Raw genomic sequence first — 20,734 nt, 5'->3', positions numbered from 1 at the left:
ATGGAAGATATAAAAGTTTTAATAGTAGATGATTCGGCCTTGATGCGGAGTTTGATTGGAAAGATAATTGATGGGACGCCCGGGCTGGCTGTCGCTGATAAAGCGATGAACGGGCGGTTTGCATTACAAAAGTTAGAGCGCGTTCAGCCCGATATTATTGTGCTTGATCTCGAAATGCCGGAAATGAACGGCATAGAATTTTTGCGCGAGCGAAAAAGGCTTAATATTGATATTCCGGTAATTATCCTCTCCAGTATTGCAAAAGAGGGTGCCCGTATCACAATGGATTGTTTGGAACTCGGTGCCAGTGATTTTGTTACCAAGCCTTCCGGATCCGAATCGGCAAATTTGGCCACGGTCGCTAGTCAGCTTGTGGAATTTTTGCAGGCATATGGTCGACAATATCAATTGAAAAGGCAAGCTACTGCCGGCATCAAGGCTGTTTCGGCAGCTCCTGCCCAGCATTATATTCATACGCCTCATTTACAGACAACACCTCAAACGCATGCAGTTGTGAGTAGCGGTTCGGCATTTATGACGCCTTCACAAGCTGCTGAAAAACCGATGCAAGTTCGCCAGCCGGGGAAACTTGAGATTATTGCAATTGGGATTTCTACCGGTGGACCAAATGCCTTGCGTGAAGTATTTGCGGAATTAGACCCGAAATTACCACAGCCGATTGTTGTCGTACAGCATATGCCTCCGGGATTTACCTATGAATTTGCGAATAGTCTAAATAAGATATGCCCATTGGAAGTGAAAGAAGCACAAGAAGGAGATCTTGTAAAACCGGGGCGCATTCTTATTGCACAGGGAGGAAAACACCTTTTAGTTGAAAAGAAACCTCTTGGCGTTATCGCTCATATTTCCGATGCCCCTCCTCAAAGCGGGCATCGTCCGAGTGCAGATGTGTTGTTTGCTTCTGTAGCAGAACAGTTCCAAAATCGCGCACTTGGAATTATCATGACGGGCATGGGCAAGGATGGTGCTGCAAGCCTTACGCGGTTATATCAGGAAGGATCCCGTACTATCGGGCAAGATGAAGCGTCTGCTATTGTATATGGTATGCCTCGCGTTGCTTATGAAATGGGCGGAGTAATGGAACAAGTTTCTTTAAGCAATATGGCATCCGTTATAAATCGCTATGGGAGGGAGTTTGCCTAAGCAATGATATAAATGAAAAACTCTGGCGGATTATATGCGCTGTGTATCGATTTGAAGAGTATTTCAGTCTGGATGACAAGCTGCCATTACTCCGCCGCTGCTTTCAGGCGTTCGAGGCTTTCCGTACTAAGCTTATCCCCGGCATTAATCCCTGCCCGCTCGAAATACCCTTGCGCCACTTCAAGGGCATAGCGCACTGAATAGGTGCTGGCGGTAATGTCCAAGCTGAAAGGCTGCATATCATAGATTTCTCGGATACAGCCTGTCGAATCGATAAAGGCAATGGAAAGCGGATGGGGAGTGTCTTTCATCCAAAAGCGTAATTTTTGATCTCGTTTAAAGACAAAAATCATACCGGTACCGTCCGGTATCTCCTTCCGGTCCATAAAGCCGCGTTCCTGTTCTTGAGCGGTTACCGCGGGTTCCACTTCAATGGGAATCGTCGTTTTCGTGCTTTTCGATTCGATGAGAATCGTCATAGGTTCTCTTTTCGGTCTTTCCGCGTTGGTGCAAGATACGGCTGCCGCTACAAGAATAAGAAAGCATAAGACGGCGGATGTGTGTTTTAAGCGTTTTTGTATGGAATAAAAATACATGGTGATTTTCCCTATGAGAGCGGGGAGTAGCCTGAAAATAGCTAACTTTTAGGATATCCCCATATCTTGCGTCTAAAACCCGTCGATAAAGTTTTGGCGGTTCGTTTCAGACGCAGCCTTCTCGGTCGTACTTTGAGAAATCAATTCGTTGAATACCGTTAAATCAATATATTTCACAATGAGTGGTCGCTCGATAACTACCCTGGTATGTTCGTCCTCCCAGACAGCCCGCTGCGGGTTGATAGAGGCAGGCTCGCCGTATTTTTCGCAAAATTTGGAGTAGACTGAATAGTAATCGACCGTATCGGTATTCAGCTTAAAGATCATTGTATAGAGATTATCCTTATAAAACTGGAACCACGACCTACTGATAAAGTAAGAGCCTGCCGATTCGATAAGGCTTCTGTTTTCCGTCGGAAGCAACGAAACATCGCGTTCGCCGCGATATCCGAAAACGGCATCCTGTTTGAGCGCCTCTTTTACCGCGTCAATACCCATTCCGAGCCGGATACTGCGGTATTCAGCCGGTAACGCGGCTTTGACTTGCTGTCCGTTTGTTTTGGCCGGAGGAGTCACTGCAGGATTTTCAGCGGAAGTTTGAACGGCTTTGCCGGATTGCTCTGCGGCCGACGTAAAAGTCTCGGCTGCAGCTAAAGGCAGTGTAGCGGTCAAAATCAGAAAAGCCGCATACGGAAGAACTTTCATTTTAATCCTCGCTTTTACCGGGGTACCTCTAAAGGCCTCAGTTTTTAGAAGATGTCCGGCGTATTACCAGACCGGTTTCCCGCGATAGGTCGGTTCGTTGGCACGGGATTGCTTGCGTGCTTGCTCAATTTCCTGCATTTTTTTAAAGTACGCGGTTTGCTTTGATAACTCAAGCGTATCGGTGATGATGATGCTATCATCGGTACTGCGTACAATCGGTGTCATTAAAAATTCTGCAATAGCTTGTGCTACCTGTTCTTTGGGAATGCTGCACATTTTTGCGAGTTCTGCGGGGCCGAATAAGAAGGTATGCTGCTTACCTGCGCCGGGCTGTATCCGCATTTTTTCAAGCTGAATGCTCAGCATATCGTACATCTTTTCAATCGGAACGGGGATGAGCGTATTTGCCAGTTGCTTGTACATAGCCCAAATACGGTCGGCGAGGGTAGTGGTCAGGCGAGCAATCAGCTGAGGTTGCGTTGTGACCATTTGGTTAAAGTTTTGCCGGTTTACCGCTAAAAGCTGACACTCTTCCGCAGCGGTGATAGCAGTTGCCGATCGTGGTTTGTTTTCGAGCAGCGCCATCTCTCCGAACATATCTCCTTCTCTGAGGACGGCAAGCAATACTTCGCTGTTATCTACAATCTTGGAGATTTTTACACGGCCTTTTTGGATGATATACAATTCCGTCCCCGACTGGCATTCACAGAAAATCATTGATTCACCGTGATACACGCGCACCATCTGCTTGGTGTCCGGTTCGAGCATCTCAATCGGCGCCTTTACGCCGGTAGACTTTATCGCCATAAAACGTTTTCGTGCCGTTTCGGCAAACTGCCCATTCGGTTTTTCTTTCAGGTAATGGTAGTAGGCATACAGCGCCAGTTCAAACTTCGACATACGCAGGTAATATTCGCCGATAGTGAAAAGATGGGAAATATCGGTTTCGATATTCCGTTTCAGGGTGATTCGGGTCAGGGCTTCGTCTAAATAACGCATCTTCCTACTGAAAGAATAGATAATCTTCATTGCAATGGGAGTGTTTTTTTCAATCAGTTCGGGAAATTGCGCATAGTGTACGGCAATAAGCACGACATCGGAAACCGCGACAGCTGTTTCGATCTGACTGTGATGAGCCATACAGGCAATAACCCCTAAGAAGTCGCCCGGTCCGAGGAGATTCCCCTCTTCTTCCGCTACAACTTCTTTTTGTTTTGCAATTTGTACTTGACCGCTTTGAATAATATAAAAACGGTCGGTATCGGATTTCCCCTCAATGAGGATATAAGACCCACGTTTAAAATTTACAAAAGATAGTTGAAGCACTTTATTACCCTCTTATTTTCTGCATATTTATTATAATACCAGCCTGCTGCAATGTATATAACCTCTCTATCCGGCAAAAATGATCTCCGGTTCAAGTTCAAACCCTGTTGTATCTTTTACTCGTTTCCGAATAATCTCAATTAGTTCTACAACCTCCTGCGCAGTTGCAGAACCGGTATTCACAATAAAATTTCCATGCCACGGTGCCACCTGAGCGCCACCTATCTGCAATCCGCGTAAACCCGCTTCGTCTATCAGCTGACCGGATGGTTTTCCGAATGCGTGATTATTTTTAAAGGCACTGCCCGCCGAAGGGAGTTTAAAATGCCCCTTTGCCGTCCTATCCGCAATACGGTTCTCCATTATTTTACGGATAAGTATCGCATCCCCTTGTTCAACTCGAAACGTTGCGGAAACAATTATCGGCCGGTTACCATTAATAACTGCATATCGTTTATCCGATGGTTGGAACGGCGATTGTTTATACCCCCAGTCTCCTTTATTGCAGTCATATTTCTGTAGTGTGCACTCTTTCCCAGAAAAATACAACGCTGACACGGAAATCAGTACATCGGAAATCGATTTTTCGTAACAGCGAGCATTCATAAAAACCGCTCCGCCCACGGTTCCGGGAAGTCCTGCGAAATCTTCCAACCCGGCAAGGCCGTACTCTGCACAGAATTCCGTTAGATCCTTCATCAGTGTTCCTGCCTCCGCTTGTACGAGCGGTTCTTTGCCAGTGTTCAGCAGTCGGATCTTGTTTAAGCGGTCGGTATGGATAACGGCACCCCGTATCCCTTCATCAGGAATTAGCAGATTCGTTCCCCCGCCCAGTAGTATTGTCGGTATACGTTCTTCTCGAATAAATGCCAGAGCTGCCGACAATTCATCCGGCGAAGAAGGCGTAATATATATATCGGCATTTCCGCCGATTTTGAAACTCGTAAATGAACCTAATTTTACGTTTTCTTGTATTATCTTACGGAATTTGACCGGAAAACTGTTTTTTTTCTCTTTTTCTCCTAGATTAAACATACTAAAACACTATATACTATTGGCACTATTTATAAAAGACTTGTCTTTTGAAAATATACGGCACATCTGCGTTGTCGCTACGCCGAAATAAATGCTCAACGTATCATAGATACGCCTCCGCTTTATTTCGGCTAGGCTCCTAGCATCTACACCGTCTATTTTCAAAAGGCTTACGGAAAATGTATTTTCAGAAATGGCAAGAAAAATACCAATTGGTTATCATAGAGGAGATTTATTATGGGATTACGCATATATAACACATTGGGGCATAGAGTAGAAGATTTTGTCCCCGTCAATCCGAAAAAAGTAGGCTTTTACGGTTGCGGGCCAACCGTATATAATTATGCGCACATCGGTAACTTACGAGCCTATGTATTTCAGGATACGTTGTCGCGTTTGTTGCATTTTTTGGGATATCCGGTAACCCATGTAATGAATATAACCGATATAGGGCATCTTTCGGGCGATGCCGATGACGGTGAAGATAAGATGGTAAAGACAGCGAAGGAGCGTGGAAAGAGTGTGTTGGAAATTGCCGATTTCTATACTCAAGCGTTCTTTAAGGATACCGAACGGCTTAACATTCAGCGTCCCGATGTCGTGTGCAAGGCTACCGATCACGTATCCGATATGATAGAACTGATCAAACGGATCGAAGCGAACGGACACACGTATTCGGCAGGCGGAAACCTCTACTATGATATTATGACCTTTCCCAAATATGGAGAACTTGCCTCGATCAATCTCGAAGACCTTAAGGCCGGTGCCCGTATCGAAGTAGATGAAAATAAGCGTAATCCGCATGATTTCGTGCTCTGGTTCACCAAGAGTAAGTTTGAGAATCAAGCCTTAGTGTGGGATTCTCCGTGGGGCAGGGGATACCCCGGTTGGCATATCGAGTGTTCCGCAATGAGTATGAAGTATCTAGGCGAGCAGTTTGATATCCATACGGGCGGCATCGACCACATCCGTATTCACCATACGAATGAGATAGCCCAGTCGGAGGGGGCAACCGGTAAAAAATGGGTAAAATATTGGCTCCATAACGAATTTTTGGTGATGAATAAAGGCAAGATGTCTAAGTCTACCGGCGATTTTATCACGTTGGATAAGGTGATCGAGGCAGGCTATGCGCCACTCGATTATCGATTCCTGTTGTTAGGAGGGCATTACCGCAGCCAGCTTACCTTTTCGTGGGAAGCGATGGATACCGCGAAAAATGCGCGCAGAAACCTTGAGCAACGGATTGCCAATCTGTTGACTGAGGCAAAAACACTCCCCGATTTTCCTACCAGCGGTGTAACGGCAGAACAGGCTGTTTCGTTGCTCCATACCGAGAAAGCGCGCTGCTATTTGGCGGATTTTGTGCATGCGCTTGAAGAAGATATTTCAACGCCGCGTGCCCTTTCCGTGTTGCAACAGGCGGTTAAAGATAAGGAGCTTGAAGTAGGCGAAGTGATCACGCTGATTCGTATTTTTGACACCGTGCTTGCATTGCAGTTAATAGAAGAAGCGAAATCTCTTCATACCGAGCCGGAATCGATCGATAATGCGGAAGAAATCGAACGCTTGGTTGCCGAACGGACGGAAGCAAAAAAAGCTAAGGACTTTAAACGAGCTGATGAAATCCGGAACTTGCTAAAAGATTACGGAATTGCTTTGGAAGATACAGCAAACGGAACGCTGTGGCGAAAAATGTAACCTTAGGGAGACCAAGTTGTTTGATGAATTAGTACCGTTAGATGCACTCTCCGATAAAGATTTTAAAACCATTTATGATGCGGCGGTTCCTGCGTTGTACAAGGTTGCCTATAATGTTGTACGGGAGGAGGATGCTGCCGAAGACTTGTGTCACGATGCGTTGATTAAGATGACGGAAAAAGAGATGAAGTTTCCGTCGTTGAATGATGCAAAGTATTGGCTTATTAGAGTGGTAAAAAATGCCGCACTCAATTATGCAAAGCGGAGAGTGTTGGAACGGAAAGTATATACGCGTGCGTTTAAAGAAGACCAGCGCAAAATGGATTCCGGTGAGACTGCGCTCTTGAAAGATGAAACAATTCAAGATGTAAAGCATGCATTGGAACAATTGCCTGAAAAACTGCGAATTGCATTACAGCTTCGCGAATATACCGAGTTAAATTATAAGGAGATTGGACGCATCCTTGGCATTAGCGAGGGAAATGTGAAAGTCCGTATTTTTCGTGCACGGGAGTATTTAGCAAAAGTTATAGGAGAAGATAATGTCTACATGCCCTAATAAAGATATTTTGTCTGCTTATATCGATGGTGAAGTTCCTGTTCCTTGGAAAGGTTCGATAGAACAGCATTTACAGCAATGTGCCGTATGCAAAGGCATATACGATCAATATGTGACGGTGCACCGATACATGCAAATATCTGTTACCGGTGCGGAACTTGATACGGACGCTTCTTTTGCTAAATTGATTGAAAAGCGGAATGCCATATTACAGAATAAATCCAAAGTCCAAAAGCGGCAATGGGGAGTAAGTTCAGGTGAACGCTGGTTTTCTTCTTCCATTCGTATTCCCGTGCCTGCCGCAGCCGCTGCTGTTTTGGTTTTTGTCTTATTACCGCTTATATTGTTCTTCAAAATAGAATATACCGTTAATTCGGTTGCTGCGGTACAATCTTCCTTTACACCGATCATCCCCGTTTCACTTGAAAAGCAGAAACCGATCTCCGAAATAGATTACGGTATCACGCATGCGAATAGCGATCAGAGCTATACCGTATCGACCAAAGCGGTGAATACAAATGCTAAGTTCTTTACGGTCGGCGAATTTGCTCGTTTATATTCAAAAGATGAAAGTTTGTTTCAGCCGGTTGAGTCCACGGTTGATCTTAAAATTTCTTCTTCATCATTTCCGCTGTCATCGGAGTACCAATCGCTTTACATTATTACCGATCCCAATATAAGAATTAGCAATCGATGAAACTTTTTTATCTCATAAGAAAGTATTCCTGGTTTCGCTTTCTTGTTTTTTCGTTTGTTATCGGCGGTATAGCGGCCGGTATTATTTTCTTTTCTCGATCTACCATTCGTTCCAATATTATTATTGCCGTGTCTCCTCAAGTTACCGTGCAGGGTGAACAAGTTACCATAACAGGTAAGGGCTTTGGACAGCGTTCAGTCCATTCGTGGCTGATGATCGGGAATAACAAAATTAAATCCGATCGGTGTATTGAATGGACGGATACGAAGATTATTTTTGAAGCCCCTGATACCCTCTATGAAGACATACTGTACGTGGTGGCTAAGAATAAGCAAGGAAATGCTGTCATGCTGGTGAATCAGACGGTTTTTCCGGTCAACTCAGAGCACACCGCAGATGAAAATCTTCCGTTTATCGGCTCTTTGGACGCCGATTCCGGCAATGTAGGCGATCTGATTTCCATTCACGGCAAAAATTTCGGTCATGCGCGAAATGATTCGGTTGTACTGTTTACCGGAACACAGAATACCGTTTATGCGCAAAATCCTGCAAAAGAAGCGGCGCTGATTGGTGCCGAATGCAGCGAATCGGACTTTGATTACGAATTTTGGAGTGATCGTGAATTACGGGTACGGGTGCCCGATGCCGCAGATACGGGAAATGTTGTGGTTATTACCGAAGCGGGAATAAGCAATCCTGTACCGTTCCGATTAAAAAACAAATACGGTACTAAAACTTATACGGATGCGAGGACATATCGTCTTGTTTCCGAAGTGGAGATTTCCGATTTTCTGGCAGAGACCCCTAATACGTTCTTTTTACAGGTACCGTTGCCGCAAAAAACGGAGACACAGCGTACCGTTACCATTAGTTCCACTCAACCGGAGCCGTTTGTATCATCATATCAGGGAGCGAGTATTTTCCGTTTTCATAATGTTGAATCAGGCAATAAAATACAGATCCGGCAAGAATACAGTGTATCTCGTAGTAGAGTAGAAACGAATGTTAACATTGCTTCGCTCAAGAGAACGGAACAAAATAATCCGCTTTTATATGCAGCGTATACCGAATCCGATGATTTCCTCCCTGCCGATAACACAGTAATTAAAAAGATATGTCGACAAATTATCGGCTCTGAAACGAATCCATATCAGAAAGCGCGGCGTATCTATACTTTTTTAACTTCCGAGATAAAAGCACGGGAAAGCAGCGTTGCAGATGCGGGTAGGTCTATTCTTACTGCTTTAGAAGAGAAAAACGGTAGTGCGTATGACCTTGCGCTGCTGTTTTGTACGCTTGCCCGCGCGGCCGGCGTACCGGCTGTTCCGGCTGCAGGGCTATTGGTCGATCAGGAGCAGAAAGCGATGTTACATTGGTGGGCGGAGTTCTATATAAACGGTTTCGGCTGGATTCCTGTTGACCCTGCACTTGCTTCCAGCGTCCCTTTTGATACCGGCGTTGCTGATAAGGGAAGATGGTATTTCGGTAATTTGGATGCATACCATATTGCATTTTCGCGCGGGTACCAGACTCAGACCCCAATGTTACCGAACGGTAAAACGACGGAAAAGATTCGAAGTTATGCCTTTCGGTCTATTTGGGAAGAAGCAACGCCGAATATAAGTGGTTACAGCGTACTCTGGCGAATCCCGAAGATAACAGGTGTGTACTAAAAAGAATTGCATTTTTTTAAATTAATTATTACATTGTAAAGTGTAGAACAGCCTGTAAATGGGCGGTAACTGATAGTGTTTTTTACTTGTTTTATGATCTAAAGTAAACTTCCAATGCGAATGAGGAGGATCTTTATGGTACGTGTTTTATCGGTAGGCGGATCAATTGTGGTGCCTCAACAGCCTGATGAAGCCTTTTTACGGGATTTTGCCGCCCATATACGCAGATGGCTCAGTGTGTCGGCAGAGAGAAAGCTGATTTTGGTTGTCGGCGGCGGCGGTCCCGCTCGCATTTATCAACAAGCATATAGGAAGATTATAGATAATACCCCTTCAAATGATGAGGCCGATTGGATCGGTATTATGGCGACGCGGCTTAATGCTCAGCTTTTAAAGGCAATTTTCTCGGATATCTGTCCAAATCCCGTTGTCTATGACCCAACGGCGGTCGAACTCTTTTCCGGACAGATATTGATCGCCGCCGGTTGGAAGCCGGGGTTTTCTACCGACAATGATGCAGTTTTATTGGCTGAACGCTTTTCTGCAAAGCAGGTAATTAACCTTTCAAATATCGAAAAAGTGTATACTGACGATCCTAAGAAAAATCCTGATGCAAAACCGATTGATACGATTTCGTGGGAGCAATTTATTCGGTTGGTCGGTACGGAATGGGTTCCCGGCAAAAATGTGCCTTTTGATCCTGTTGCAAGTTTGCGTGCTCAAAAAGCGGGAATACAGGTAATCTGTGCCGGTGGTACCGATTTGAATAATCTTGATAACATCTTAAATGACTGCCCCTTTAAAGGCACGACGATAGGCTAGACGTATGGATTATTATGAGGTTCTGGGAGTTTCTAAAACTGCTTCCGATGAAGAAATAAAGAAAGCATACCGTGCAAAGGCGCTGCAATATCATCCCGATAAAAATCAGGGAAATGCAGCTGCTGAAGAAATGTTCAAAAAGATAAACGAAGCGTATTCTGTATTGTCGGATTCCAAGAAACGCGCCGATTATGACCTCGGCGGTACCGCATCGCAGCAATACGGAGCCTATACACAACAGTATGCACGGCAGAATCCTTTTACCTATAACCCGTTCGCAGAAGACGATGATGATCCGATGTTCGGCCACTCGTATCACTGGACGTTCTACCATTCGCCGGAACAGGAAAACGAGCCGGTCTCACATCGCAGAGGATTGGGAGCTTTACTCGCCGGTATCTTATATCTGTGGCTTGGATTGCTCAGTTTTCGTGTTATATATGCTTTTGGTTTTTTAAGTCTTTTTATCGGTGTGCCGCTGCTTGTGAAAGGCGTTAAAAACCTGAAAATAGCATTCGTGTCGTTTTTCAAAAGCAGCAGTTAGCGTTCGCGGAAAATAATCCTGCCTCTATTTAGATCGTAAGGAGAGAGCGCAACTTTTACGCTGTCGCCGGGGACGATGCGGATAAAATGTTTGCGCATTTTTCCCGATAAATGAGCCAAAATGACATGACCGTTTTTTAATTCAACACGAAACATCGTGTTGGGAAGGGACTCTTTAACTATTCCTTCAACTTCAATTGCTTCTTCTTTAGCCACAATTCCTCCGAAAAGCATCTAAAAACAACGAGACTGTTAAAAACTTCGGTTTTTGGGCAGCTCCCCTAAAAACTCCAGTTTTTTAGAAATTTCCAGTTGCTTTTTTACCGAAATAACGCATATAATTGTAGAGTCTATTCATTAGTTTGTCAACTAATGGAAAGAGGTATAAAAAGAGAGGAGTTACAAAAATAGATGGAAAAAGAGTTTTACCAAGAGATGAAGCAATCTCTGCATGAGCACCGTGCTGAAATTATCAAAACGTTTGTGGCAAATCATGAAAGTTTTAGACAGATTATTGAATCGGTAGATCCTAAAGATTTTGGTGATATTGCTTCGGAAGATACCGATCGGAAGATGCTGGAGAGTATGAATGAAAAAGACGCCAAACGGATGCAGTTAATTGAATCTGCTCTAGCCCGTATCGAGCAAGGGAAGTATGGTAAGTGCATCAAATGTGCAAAAAAAATACCGGAAGACCGGTTGCGGGCTATTCCTTACGCATTGATGTGTATCGAATGTCAATCAGCGATCGAACGAAAAAAACGCTAGTCGGACAATGGGAGATACAATGCAAAGAGTTTTTTTATTCATCGCGGACGGATTTGAAGAAGTTGAAGCAGTTACACCGCTCGATTATTTGCGTCGCTGTGGAACTGACTTGACCTTAGTCGGAGTTGATGCAGATGTCATTCGTTCGTCGCGCGGATTGACTGTTACCTGCGACATTGCGTTATCCGAACTTATTGGAAGGGGTGTCGAAGCGAAAGAAAATGCCGAGCGATTGGCAGCTAGTACTGCACTGGCGATATTGCCTGGCGGACTTCCAAACAGTCGTACGCTCAGTGAAAATACTGAGCTCCGCTCTTTTATAACTGAGACGGTAAAGCACGGTGGATTAGTCGCAGCGATTTGTGCGGCTCCGGCACTTGCACTTGGTGGATGGGGTTTGCTTGAGGGGAAACGCTTTACCTGTTATCCGGGTATGGGAGCAGATTTACCGACGCAGCCTGTAAAGGGCGCGCGTATCATTCGTGACGGTCAATTTATTACTGCCTGTGGAGCCGGAGCTGCTGAAGAATTCGCTTTTACCTTGGTGGATGCCTTGTATGGCGAAAAAAGACTTGCTGAGCTGAAAAGTTCAATCGTCGCCCGATAGTGCGGTATATATATTGATAATACAATGAAGATAAGCGGCTATCAAGATTGGCAAGAGGCGATGTTGCAGCTTCCCGAAAGGACATTTTTTCTCTTAATGCGTCTGTATCTTGGGGAAATTAAAACGCCCTTTAATAAGCAACGCCTCGTAGAAAGCCTTGGTAGCTTTTTGTCGAAGGCAGAAACACAGCAAACTATGATAGGAGGTCTTGACCGCCTCGATCTGTTGATTTTAACAGCCGTTCATACGCTACCGTTACCTAACCGCGGGGCTCTGTTGATATTTTTATCTTCTGAAACCATGTTACAGACTCGGCTAGCTAATCTGGAAGAGCGGCTTATTCTCTATCGAAACAGTTATACCGACGATTACGACAGAGTAATTAACAACTATAGTATTAATCCTTTTTTGTATAAGTCCGTCGAACCTTTGTTAGATTCGCGCTTACTTTTTTTATCACAGCAGAAAAAAGAACCACAGAGTGAGGCTATACTTTGTGATGATATCGTATTGGCGGGACTCTACACCTTTTTCCTCAAAGAAACCGATGTGCTGAAAATGAATGGCGCTTTTAAAGTAAGAGCCGAAAAGCAGCTTAAAGCGGTTTTTCAGGATACCGTAACAGATATAGGTGCTTTTAAAACGCTCTGTATCGGCTTACGAAACCTTGGTTTGCTAATAGCTGAGTCGGCAAGCCTTATCCCGCAGCAAGGCCGATGGGAGGAGTTTTTTAAACGGACACCCTTTGATCGAAAGATGTATATTATCGCCGCAGTGTACGGCCATGCACGCCATGATAGTATGCAAAAACGGGCGCAATTTTTTTCGGATTTTTTAGCGTCGCTCGATCCCTGTGGTGTATATGATGATATCACATTGAAGCGCTTTTTTGATTTTTTATTCTTGCGTTTACATGTCGAAGCAAACGGAGATGCCTCAGTTTTTCCTGATATGATGATCGAGGATGAACAGCGTATGATCGATACGCTCAAAATGCTTAAGTTTCTGCTGCCGGTCGGGGAATATTGGCAGCTGAATGCAGCTTCTTTTAACCAAGAATCGGTAGAGCAGCCATTGATTGCTGCTCCTTCATTCGAAATAACTATGTTGCCCTTTACCGCTCTTTGGCGTATATTTCCGGTACTGAGCTGTATGGAACCGATATCTATTTTGACAACCGGTCGGTTTACTATCACGCGGACAGCTTGTTTGCGCTGTTTTGAGCGATGCAGTACCGATAAAGTTCTGATCGCATTACTTGATGAAGCCTCCGGTGGGAAACTTCCTCAAAATATAAAGGTGAGTATTTCCGAATGGTATTTGCAGTGTACCGCTGTCGGTTTGTATTATGGATTTGTGATAACCGTTGCAGAGGATAAACGGAATCTTTTTAAGAAAAATGCAGGGTTGCAGGATATTATCTATAAGGAATTAGCTGACGGTGTTTATTTGATAAAACAGATGGATTTGGATTCGGTGCGTACGATGATTAAGTCTGCCGGTCTGGATGTAACTTTTTATACCCCATGTGCTACGGGACGGTATACTACTGTTGGATTTTCTTCTATTGAACACCGGCATTCCGCTCTTGGCGGATTCGATAAGAAAACAGAGGAATGGTATGCAGTTCAATGTGAACAGGAAAAGAACTATTATGAATATATTCGGGAACTGCAAGCTGTTGTAGATACGATGCCAATCGATCAGTATAATAAACAAAGCTTGAAAGAAAAAATTGCAAAAAAGCTGATTATTACCAAAGGACAACTGTATGGAGCAGTGGCAGACAACGAAGTTCGAGAGATTTCGGGGCTTGATTTTTTAGGAAAAATCCATCTTGCAGAAACTGCGATTGCCGACAACAGTCGTTTGGAGGTGTCGATCGATGGAGTTTCCGGACGTCGGATAATTATGGGTATCCCTATTGCAATTGAGAAAACGGATCATGATGCGGTCTTGGTGATGCAGGAAGATGACACGCAATATAAAGAAAGAATTTCGATTGCCGGTATCATAAAGATGAGGTCATTTCGCAGTTCATTTTTTTCTTAGTATCGATGGCCGGTTCAGAATTTTGAAAAAAATCCGATATTGTAATCGAGATATTGGATTTTCTTCTTGACTTTTTATGGGAGGGTTTAAGACGATGGGGGCATCGTTTATATTAGCGCCGTCTTTATTGAGTGCAGATTTTTCACGGCTCGCCGAAGAATTACATTTTATTGAAGCAAACGGAGGTCAATGGGTGCATCTTGATGTGATGGACGGAGTCTTTGTACCGAATTTAACGTTCGGTGCTCCCGTTGTGCGTAGTCTACGGAGTAAGAGCACCCTTCCTTTTGATGTGCATTTGATGGTTTCCCGCCCTCAAGATTTTGTAAAAGATTTTTCAGCGGTAGGAGCAGATTATTTCACGTTTCATATTGAAGCGGCAGTGCATGCTCATAGGCTTATTACGGAAATTCGTGCAGCAGGTATGAAACCCGGCGTGAGTATCGTGCCGTCGACCCCTGTACATCTTTTAGATGAGGTGTTACCTTTTGTCGATCTTGTGTTGGTGATGACGGTTAATCCGGGCTTCGGTGGACAAACGATGATTCCCCGCTGCCTCGAAAAGATCAAAACGTTGTATGAGCACCGTGAAAAGTACGATTACCGCTATTTAATTTCCGCTGACGGCGGCGTCAATGCGGAAACGCTTCCGGCTGTATGCAATGCCGGTGCCGATGTTATCGTGTCAGGATCATCTTTTTTTTCCGGAGAGATAAAGAAATGAAAAAAAAATTAATACTGGCTTATCTTGTGTGTTTTGGTATATGCAATCTCTTTGCCGATAGTGATGATTTACTAACCGGTTTAGATGCATACAGCCGCGGAGATTGGACTACTGCAACGGCATCATTTGAGCGGGTGCTTACCACTGCAGATCCGAATAATCGTACTGAGGCATTATACTGGTTAGTAATGTCTGAAACCTCTGCACAAAATTATCAACGTGCATTGAATTATGCCGATACATTTTTGGAGAGTGCATCCGCAGATGAACGCGCTGCCGAGGTGAACTATCAAAAAGGACGGCTTCTATATTTATCCGGCAGCTATGAGGCATCATTGGATGTCCTCTATCGGTTTATTGAAAAGTATCCCGATCATCCTAAAATTCCGTCTGCTTATTATTGGATAGGCGAAAATCTTTATGCAGCAGGGAATCACACCGAAGCCCGCAAAATTTTTAGTAAAGTCATCGTAGACTATCCGCAATCGGGGAAGGTTAATGAAGCGCGGTATAAAATTGTGCTTATTGATCAACAGTCGGTTCGAGAAGAACTTTTGCAGATGGCGAATGAAGCCCATTCCGCATCGGCACAAGCCGAAAAAACACGTGCAGACGCCGAACCGGAGCCGGAACCCGATAAAGCAGCCCCGAAATCCGATGAATCAAGCGCTTCGGTTGCCTCAGACACTACGGACAGCAATACCGAAGATGCGCTGGTTGCAGATGAAGCTGCTATAACGGTTGCTGCAGATACTACCGATACTACCACGGATGCCGGCGAACCCGATACAACTGAAACAGCGGTTGCTGTACCGACCGACAGCGTGGAAGCGGCGCCGGTTACAGAGACTTCTCCATTAGCAACAGTAGAAGAAGGAAAACAGATCGAACACTTTGTTAGCCGTTTAACAGCGTTGGAGAAAAAAATTAATGAAATTTCTGCAGCACTTTCTCTTATTGCTGAAGAACAAGAAAATCAGCGTATACGGGAACAGCAGCAAGCTTTTGAACAACAGCAGAAGGTTGAGCAGCAACAAAAAGAAGCCGAGCAGCAGGAACTTGAAAAGCGCCGTCAGGAGCTGGCAGGACTAAAGGCTCGCGCCCAAACCTTGGAAAAACTTTATGAACAGCATATGAAAGGAGCAAAATAATGTGGAAACCCAATAAAAAGATGATTCTATTATGCCTCTCGGTGTGGCTGCTGAGTGGATTATTTGCGGCGGAAAATACAGTCGAAATGATCAGCGATCCGTTAAAGTTGGTCATTTACCCTAACACGGGCAATTTCTGTTTATATCATTCAAAAGCCGAGGATGCGCGCGCGTATGAGCCGCTGTATGATGACCGCTCTCAATCTTCCGTAAATATTTACTCAGTGCTTTTTAATGGGGAGATATTCCACCTCAATAATAAAAGTGGAAAGAAAATTATTATTAGCCAGTCAAAAAATGAGATAACGGTCATGTTCCAAATCAGCATGGATTTTTTGGCGACGCAAACTTTTTCGTTTGTATCTTCAAAACAGCGGTCAACGGGGAAACTTTTGAAAATCGTAACCGAAATTCAAAATATTTCGGGGGATATTGCTGATATCGGTTTAAAGGCTTTATTTGACACTTCGTTAGGTGAAAAAAACCTTGTTCCGCTGTATACGGACTTACGCAGCGAAGTTGGAGCAGAATTGATGTTGCAGCCGGTATTGGAAAAAGATTCCGTTATCTTTTCTGCGGATAGAGGATATGCCTGTCTTTTTTTCTTACGAAATGAATATATGACGGTACCGACAGCCGTGTATATTGCAAATTGGGAACGGCTGGTAACAAAGAAGTGGCTACCCTCTTACGTAAGTGGCAGATCATTCCGTAAGTATGCGTTTTCCGATCCCGGGCTTTTATACGTATGGTCTGAAAAGAAGATGCTCAATAAAGAGACTTTCAGTGTTACAAACTGCATCGGCTTTTATGATTATCGGAATGCAGCTGATACTGTAACAGCATATTCGGCATATACCCAACAGGCAGGGGGGGAGCCAGCTCTACCGGTTACTGCACCTCCTAGTAAATTGACCGTTACCACCGTTTACCGAGCAGCTCCCGTAACTCAACCTGTTGATCCTAACGCACAGTCGGTGGATAGTTCTGTTTCTTCGACTTCAGTAGGGGAGCCTAACACTGTTCAAGTTACCGAACGGAATACATCGGTACAACCGACAAAATCCGAGAAACCAAAGAAAGATTATCGGTATGTGCAGGAACTGCTGGATAGGATTGCAGAACTTGAAAAGTCGTCTGACGTATTATCCACGGAAGAGATTGCTAAATTACGTGTAGAAGTAGATAACGCAATAGAGGCTATGCAGGAACAATAATGCCGTCATCGATTCTTGAACAAGCAAAAAAACAATTTGTCAAGGGGAATTATCAACAGGTTATTAATCTATTGGAGCCGCACGTTACGCAATACGTTGTATCGAGCGATACCAAAGATGTTGTGTATAATGCATCATTTAATAAATCGTTTCCTTTTTATCTGTATTTAGGACTTGCTTGTTTACATGCCGGGGATATCGGCGGCGCCGTTGATTATTTGGCTTGCGCACGGAAAATTAAAATGACTGATCCCGATTTGCTATGTGCGCAGGCTGTGCTGTTTTTACGGCGAGGCGACACCGCACGCGCGATCGACTATTATCTGGAAGCGATTGAGTATAATCCTAACCATGAATTGGCACGCAGCGGATTGGAGTTTATTCGAACTCATAACACGCCGGAGGCAATAGGAGATGCCGTTCAATCGGGTGAAATAAAAAAGTTTTATCCTCGTCCAGGTGTACAGTCCTATATTAAAAAAAGAATAATCTTGTTTGCCTGTTTGGTAGTTGCTGCGTTTGTTGCGGTGATTGCAGTAATGGTATTGATAAAAATTCCTCTGTCGTTGCGGACACAGAATAATAATAGGGCTGATCTCTCGGCATTCGCATTGCTGTCGGATGAAAAAGCGCGTCCGATTGATACGGGCGGGACGTATCGGTATATGCTTTCGGAAAAAGAGGTGCTTGCGGCATATCGGAATGCACAGAAATATTTTCAGGATTCACGGGATAACCTGGCGCAAATTGAAGTTAACCGGATTTTGTCTTCGAACGCCGCCCATTCGATTAAACAGAAGGCGCGGTTGTTAATGGACTATTTTGCGAAACCTGGCTTCGATACTGTTCGGGATATTCCATCCTACAGCGAGGTACGAGCTGATATTCCGCTTTATCTTGATTGCTGGACAATTTGGTCGGGACGTGCAACAAATATACAATCCGATGGGGACAATACGAGCTTCGATCTTTTGGTAGGGTATAGCGAGCGTATTCAGTTGGAAGGTGTTGTTCCTATCTTTTGTAATTTTTCGGTCAGGATAGATTCTGAACGCCCAATAGAAGTATTAGGAAAAATCCAGCAGCGGGGCGGTATCCTTTTTTTAAAAGCTGCCGGTATTCATCAAAGCCAAGTACCAGAAAACAAGCGCTGATTGGAGAAAATATGTATACGGCGGAAAAAGTACGGATAGGCGGCAAGGGCAGCGTTCGGAGTATTGAGCTCGGCGGTGATAGTCCTATTGCTATCCAGACTATGTGGAAACAGCCGCTGAGCGGAGATACCTTGCAGGAAACGGCACGGAAAATTGCCGAATTGGAGCAGCTCGGCTGTGACATTCTCCGGTTTGCCGTACCGGATTCCGAAAGTGCCGAAGCGTTTGTCAAGCTTACTGAAATGACGCCGATGCCGCTTGTTGCCGATATTCACTTTGACTATCGGCTTGCGTTGCGCTGTATGGACGGCTGTGCTGCAAAAATACGTATCAATCCGGGAAATATCGGAACGGAAGATCGGGTAAGCGCGGTCATTAAAAAAGCACAGGATACCGGTACCGTACTCCGCATCGGTGTCAACAGCGGCTCTCTCCCCGCCGATATACGGAACCGTATGGAGCAGGAAATCCGCGAAGGACGTAATGCAGAGGAGGCGAGGGCTGCCGCATTGGTTGCCGGGGCGCAGCGGGAAGCGGCGATTTTCGATAAACACGGCTTTACGCAGTACCTTGTGTCGATGAAAGCCTCATCCGTAAACGAGACGGTCATTGCCAATGAACTGTTTGCTGCCGAATCCACTGCGCCGCTCCATTTAGGTGTTACGGAGGCGGGGCCTTTGGTTTCGGGCATTGTCAAAAGTACGCTCGCATTTTCAAAGCTGCTTGAACGGAATATCGGCGCTACCGTGCGGGTAAGCCTTTCCGATACTATGGAAAATGAGGTTATTGCAGCGCGGGAAATTTTGACGGAATGCGGTAAACGGAAAGGCGGTATCAGGTTGGTGTCGTGCCCGCGCTGCGGCCGTAACGGTTTCGATGTTCACGGGTTCGTTGCACGCTGGCAGCACCGGCTTTTTGCCGAAAAGAAAGACTTGACTGTTGCGGTGATGGGATGTGTTGTCAACGGGCCGGGCGAGGGAAAATTTGCCGATATCGGGATTACCGGTGCGGAAAACGTTATCCTGTTGTTTAAGCGGGGCGTTATCGTTCAGCGTATCGATATACAAGGCTTGACGGAAACGGAAAAAAATACGGTTGTCGATGCAGCCTTTGAAAAGGAGCTGAGGAGTTTATGAAAAAGTTAGTAATAGCGTGTTTTACAATCCTTATCAGTGCGTTTCTGTATGCACAAAAAGTATCGACTGACTCGTTGGAGTACCCTTGGCATCTGCTTGAGCAAGGAAAGGTTGCGTATGAAGGACGGGAATTCGGCAAGGCTCTCCTTTTGTTCAGGCAAGCGCGGGAAATGCATAAAACACAGGTAACCGCTCAATATGATTATCTTTTTGCCGCACTTAAACCGCATCAGGTAAGGGCTGCCGGTGATCTTATCTCGGATGTATACCGTGTGTTGGAAAAGCGGCAGGATTATGAAGCCTGTGCAATTCTTGATAGAATTTTTCTTATTCATCCTCCTGCTTATTTTGATAAGTCGATTTCTGCAGTACTTACATGGTTAAAAAAGAGCGATGTCTATCCTGAATGTGATTATCTTATCGGGAAGGTTTATGAGCTTGAAGGAGAGCTTACTCAGTCCCGCAGATTTTATCAATCTGCATGGGAAGCGAGAGAATTTTTATACATCCCCGATATGCGGTTTGAAATTATTTATTCGCTTGCACAAATTTCCGGTTTATTAAAGCAGTATGACGATCAGGAAAAATACCTCCTCCTTATTTTAACGGAAGATCCGGTGTATGGAACTACCAATGTAGAAAGTCCTACATTGAGGGCGATGATCCATACGATTAAAAATGAACAGACGGTTGAAAAGTTTTTTTCATTATATCGGCATCATAATGATATAGCGCTTCGTGCTTATATTGAACTGACCGATATTTATCTTCGTGCCGAAGAATACGATCGCGCATTTAGAACTGCGCTTCTCGGCGCCGATATTGCCGTTACGTATTTAAGCAACACCTTGAAAAAAGCTGATTTTATGTATACGTACAGTAACTTTTCCGATCTATTGCAGAGAATCGGCACAAATAATGAAATCTTACAATGGACGGAAACCAAGCAAATTTGGAATGTCTTTTTGCAGTTTGCAGATTTGCTGTACCGGCAGGGATTTGTCGTACAAGCAAATGATCTCTATCACAAATTGTCGGAGAGCTGTCCTTCTTTTACGTATGCAAAGGAAGCAACTTACAGGCTTTCTCAAACTTTTTAAACGA

At 44.6% G+C, this 20,734-nt stretch carries 21 protein-coding genes; 16 read left to right on the top strand and 5 right to left on the bottom strand.

Features of this window, described 5'->3' with window-relative positions; all coding sequences use genetic code 11:
* Complete coding sequence (locus tag E4N69_RS08980; RefSeq protein ID WP_253823613.1) at positions 1-1,164, top strand: protein-glutamate methylesterase/protein-glutamine glutaminase; 1,164 nt, start codon at positions 1-3, stop codon at positions 1,162-1,164.
* An 86-nt stretch (positions 1,165-1,250) separates the two neighbouring features.
* Here E4N69_RS08980 and E4N69_RS08975 read toward each other — a convergent pair whose 3' ends face one another.
* The 4 genes from E4N69_RS08975 to murB all read right to left on the bottom strand — a co-directional run bounded on the left by E4N69_RS08975 (position 1,251) and on the right by murB (position 4,826).
* Positions 1,251-1,760 (bottom strand): DUF192 domain-containing protein, encoded by a 510-nt coding sequence (locus tag E4N69_RS08975; RefSeq protein WP_253823612.1) that lies wholly within the window; start codon positions 1,758-1,760, stop codon positions 1,251-1,253.
* A 72-nt stretch (positions 1,761-1,832) separates the two neighbouring features.
* On the bottom strand, positions 1,833-2,465 hold the full coding sequence (locus tag E4N69_RS08970; RefSeq protein WP_253714122.1) for a hypothetical protein: 633 nt from the start codon (positions 2,463-2,465) through the stop codon (positions 1,833-1,835).
* A gap of 63 nt (positions 2,466-2,528) precedes the next feature.
* The gene (locus E4N69_RS08965; protein ID WP_253714121.1) at positions 2,529-3,791 is read right to left on the bottom strand and encodes a cyclic nucleotide-binding domain-containing protein; all 1,263 of its coding nucleotides are present in this window, start codon (positions 3,789-3,791) and stop codon (positions 2,529-2,531) included.
* 66 nt (positions 3,792-3,857) lie between these two features.
* Positions 3,858-4,826, bottom strand: a complete 969-nt coding sequence (gene murB / locus E4N69_RS08960; protein WP_162663981.1) for a UDP-N-acetylmuramate dehydrogenase — start codon at positions 4,824-4,826, stop codon at positions 3,858-3,860.
* Between the two features lie 237 nt (positions 4,827-5,063).
* On the opposite strand from murB, the gene E4N69_RS08955 reads away from it, so the two are divergent.
* From E4N69_RS08955 to E4N69_RS12715, 6 genes are all read left to right on the top strand, one after another.
* Positions 5,064-6,527 carry a cysteine--tRNA ligase gene (locus E4N69_RS08955; RefSeq protein ID WP_253823611.1) on the top strand — a complete coding sequence of 488 codons (1,464 nt, stop codon included), beginning with the start codon at positions 5,064-5,066 and terminating at the stop codon, positions 6,525-6,527.
* A 16-nt stretch (positions 6,528-6,543) separates the two neighbouring features.
* On the top strand, positions 6,544-7,086 hold the full coding sequence (locus E4N69_RS08950) for an RNA polymerase sigma factor (RefSeq protein WP_253823610.1): 543 nt from the start codon (positions 6,544-6,546) through the stop codon (positions 7,084-7,086).
* Positions 7,070-7,783, top strand: a complete 714-nt coding sequence (locus E4N69_RS08945) for an anti-sigma factor family protein (RefSeq protein WP_253823609.1) — start codon at positions 7,070-7,072, stop codon at positions 7,781-7,783. The genes E4N69_RS08950 and E4N69_RS08945 overlap by 17 nt, the downstream gene beginning before the upstream one ends.
* Entirely contained in the window at positions 7,780-9,456 is a 1,677-nt protein-coding gene (locus tag E4N69_RS08940; RefSeq protein ID WP_253823608.1) for a transglutaminase domain-containing protein, read from the top strand. Before E4N69_RS08945 ends, E4N69_RS08940 begins: the two co-directional genes overlap by 4 nt.
* Before the next feature lie 135 nt (positions 9,457-9,591).
* On the top strand, positions 9,592-10,278 hold the full coding sequence (pyrH, locus tag E4N69_RS08935) for a UMP kinase (protein ID WP_253823607.1): 687 nt from the start codon (positions 9,592-9,594) through the stop codon (positions 10,276-10,278).
* 4 nt (positions 10,279-10,282) lie between these two features.
* Complete coding sequence (locus E4N69_RS12715; protein ID WP_162663975.1) at positions 10,283-10,822, top strand: DnaJ domain-containing protein; 540 nt, start codon at positions 10,283-10,285, stop codon at positions 10,820-10,822.
* On the opposite strand, the gene infA is transcribed toward E4N69_RS12715, so the two are convergent.
* Positions 10,819-11,037 (bottom strand): translation initiation factor IF-1, encoded by a 219-nt coding sequence (gene infA, locus E4N69_RS08925; RefSeq protein ID WP_016523428.1) that lies wholly within the window; start codon positions 11,035-11,037, stop codon positions 10,819-10,821. The two genes, E4N69_RS12715 and infA, sit on opposite strands and share 4 nt — an antisense overlap.
* A 195-nt stretch (positions 11,038-11,232) precedes the next feature.
* Between infA and E4N69_RS08920 the strand changes: the two genes are divergently transcribed.
* The 9 genes from E4N69_RS08920 (at position 11,233) to E4N69_RS08880 (ending at position 20,730) form a co-directional block, all read left to right on the top strand.
* Positions 11,233-11,589, top strand: coding sequence for a TraR/DksA family transcriptional regulator (locus E4N69_RS08920; RefSeq protein ID WP_162663973.1), 357 nt, complete (start codon positions 11,233-11,235; stop codon positions 11,587-11,589).
* A 7-nt stretch (positions 11,590-11,596) separates the two neighbouring features.
* Positions 11,597-12,196, top strand: a complete 600-nt coding sequence (locus tag E4N69_RS08915; protein ID WP_253823606.1) for a DJ-1/PfpI family protein — start codon at positions 11,597-11,599, stop codon at positions 12,194-12,196.
* A gap of 24 nt (positions 12,197-12,220) precedes the next feature.
* Positions 12,221-14,248: a hypothetical protein gene (locus tag E4N69_RS08910; protein ID WP_253823605.1), complete on the top strand. Its 2,028-nt coding sequence runs from the start codon at positions 12,221-12,223 to the stop codon at positions 14,246-14,248.
* Positions 14,249-14,342: 94 nt separating this feature from the next.
* On the top strand, positions 14,343-14,972 hold the full coding sequence (rpe, locus tag E4N69_RS08905; protein ID WP_253823604.1) for a ribulose-phosphate 3-epimerase: 630 nt from the start codon (positions 14,343-14,345) through the stop codon (positions 14,970-14,972).
* Entirely contained in the window at positions 14,969-16,123 is a 1,155-nt protein-coding gene (locus E4N69_RS08900; protein ID WP_253823603.1) for a tetratricopeptide repeat protein, read from the top strand. Before rpe ends, E4N69_RS08900 begins: the two co-directional genes overlap by 4 nt.
* Positions 16,123-17,340: a hypothetical protein gene (locus E4N69_RS08895; RefSeq protein WP_253823602.1), complete on the top strand. Its 1,218-nt coding sequence runs from the start codon at positions 16,123-16,125 to the stop codon at positions 17,338-17,340. Before E4N69_RS08900 ends, E4N69_RS08895 begins: the two co-directional genes overlap by 1 nt.
* Positions 17,340-18,494 carry a tetratricopeptide repeat protein gene (locus E4N69_RS08890; protein ID WP_162663968.1) on the top strand — a complete coding sequence of 385 codons (1,155 nt, stop codon included), beginning with the start codon at positions 17,340-17,342 and terminating at the stop codon, positions 18,492-18,494. Before E4N69_RS08895 ends, E4N69_RS08890 begins: the two co-directional genes overlap by 1 nt.
* An 11-nt stretch (positions 18,495-18,505) precedes the next feature.
* Entirely contained in the window at positions 18,506-19,630 is a 1,125-nt protein-coding gene (gene ispG, locus E4N69_RS08885; protein WP_253823601.1) for a (E)-4-hydroxy-3-methylbut-2-enyl-diphosphate synthase, read from the top strand.
* Positions 19,627-20,730: a hypothetical protein gene (locus tag E4N69_RS08880; RefSeq protein ID WP_253714114.1), complete on the top strand. Its 1,104-nt coding sequence runs from the start codon at positions 19,627-19,629 to the stop codon at positions 20,728-20,730. The genes ispG and E4N69_RS08880 overlap by 4 nt, the downstream gene beginning before the upstream one ends.
* The last annotated feature ends 4 nt before the right edge of the window (positions 20,731-20,734 follow it).

Origin of the sequence: Treponema sp. OMZ 906, from assembly GCF_024181185.1 — a bacterium.
GTDB lineage: Bacteria > Spirochaetota > Spirochaetia > Treponematales > Treponemataceae > Treponema.
Note: the sequence above shows the minus strand (reverse complement) of the source record. Positions and strands in the feature narration are given on the sequence as shown.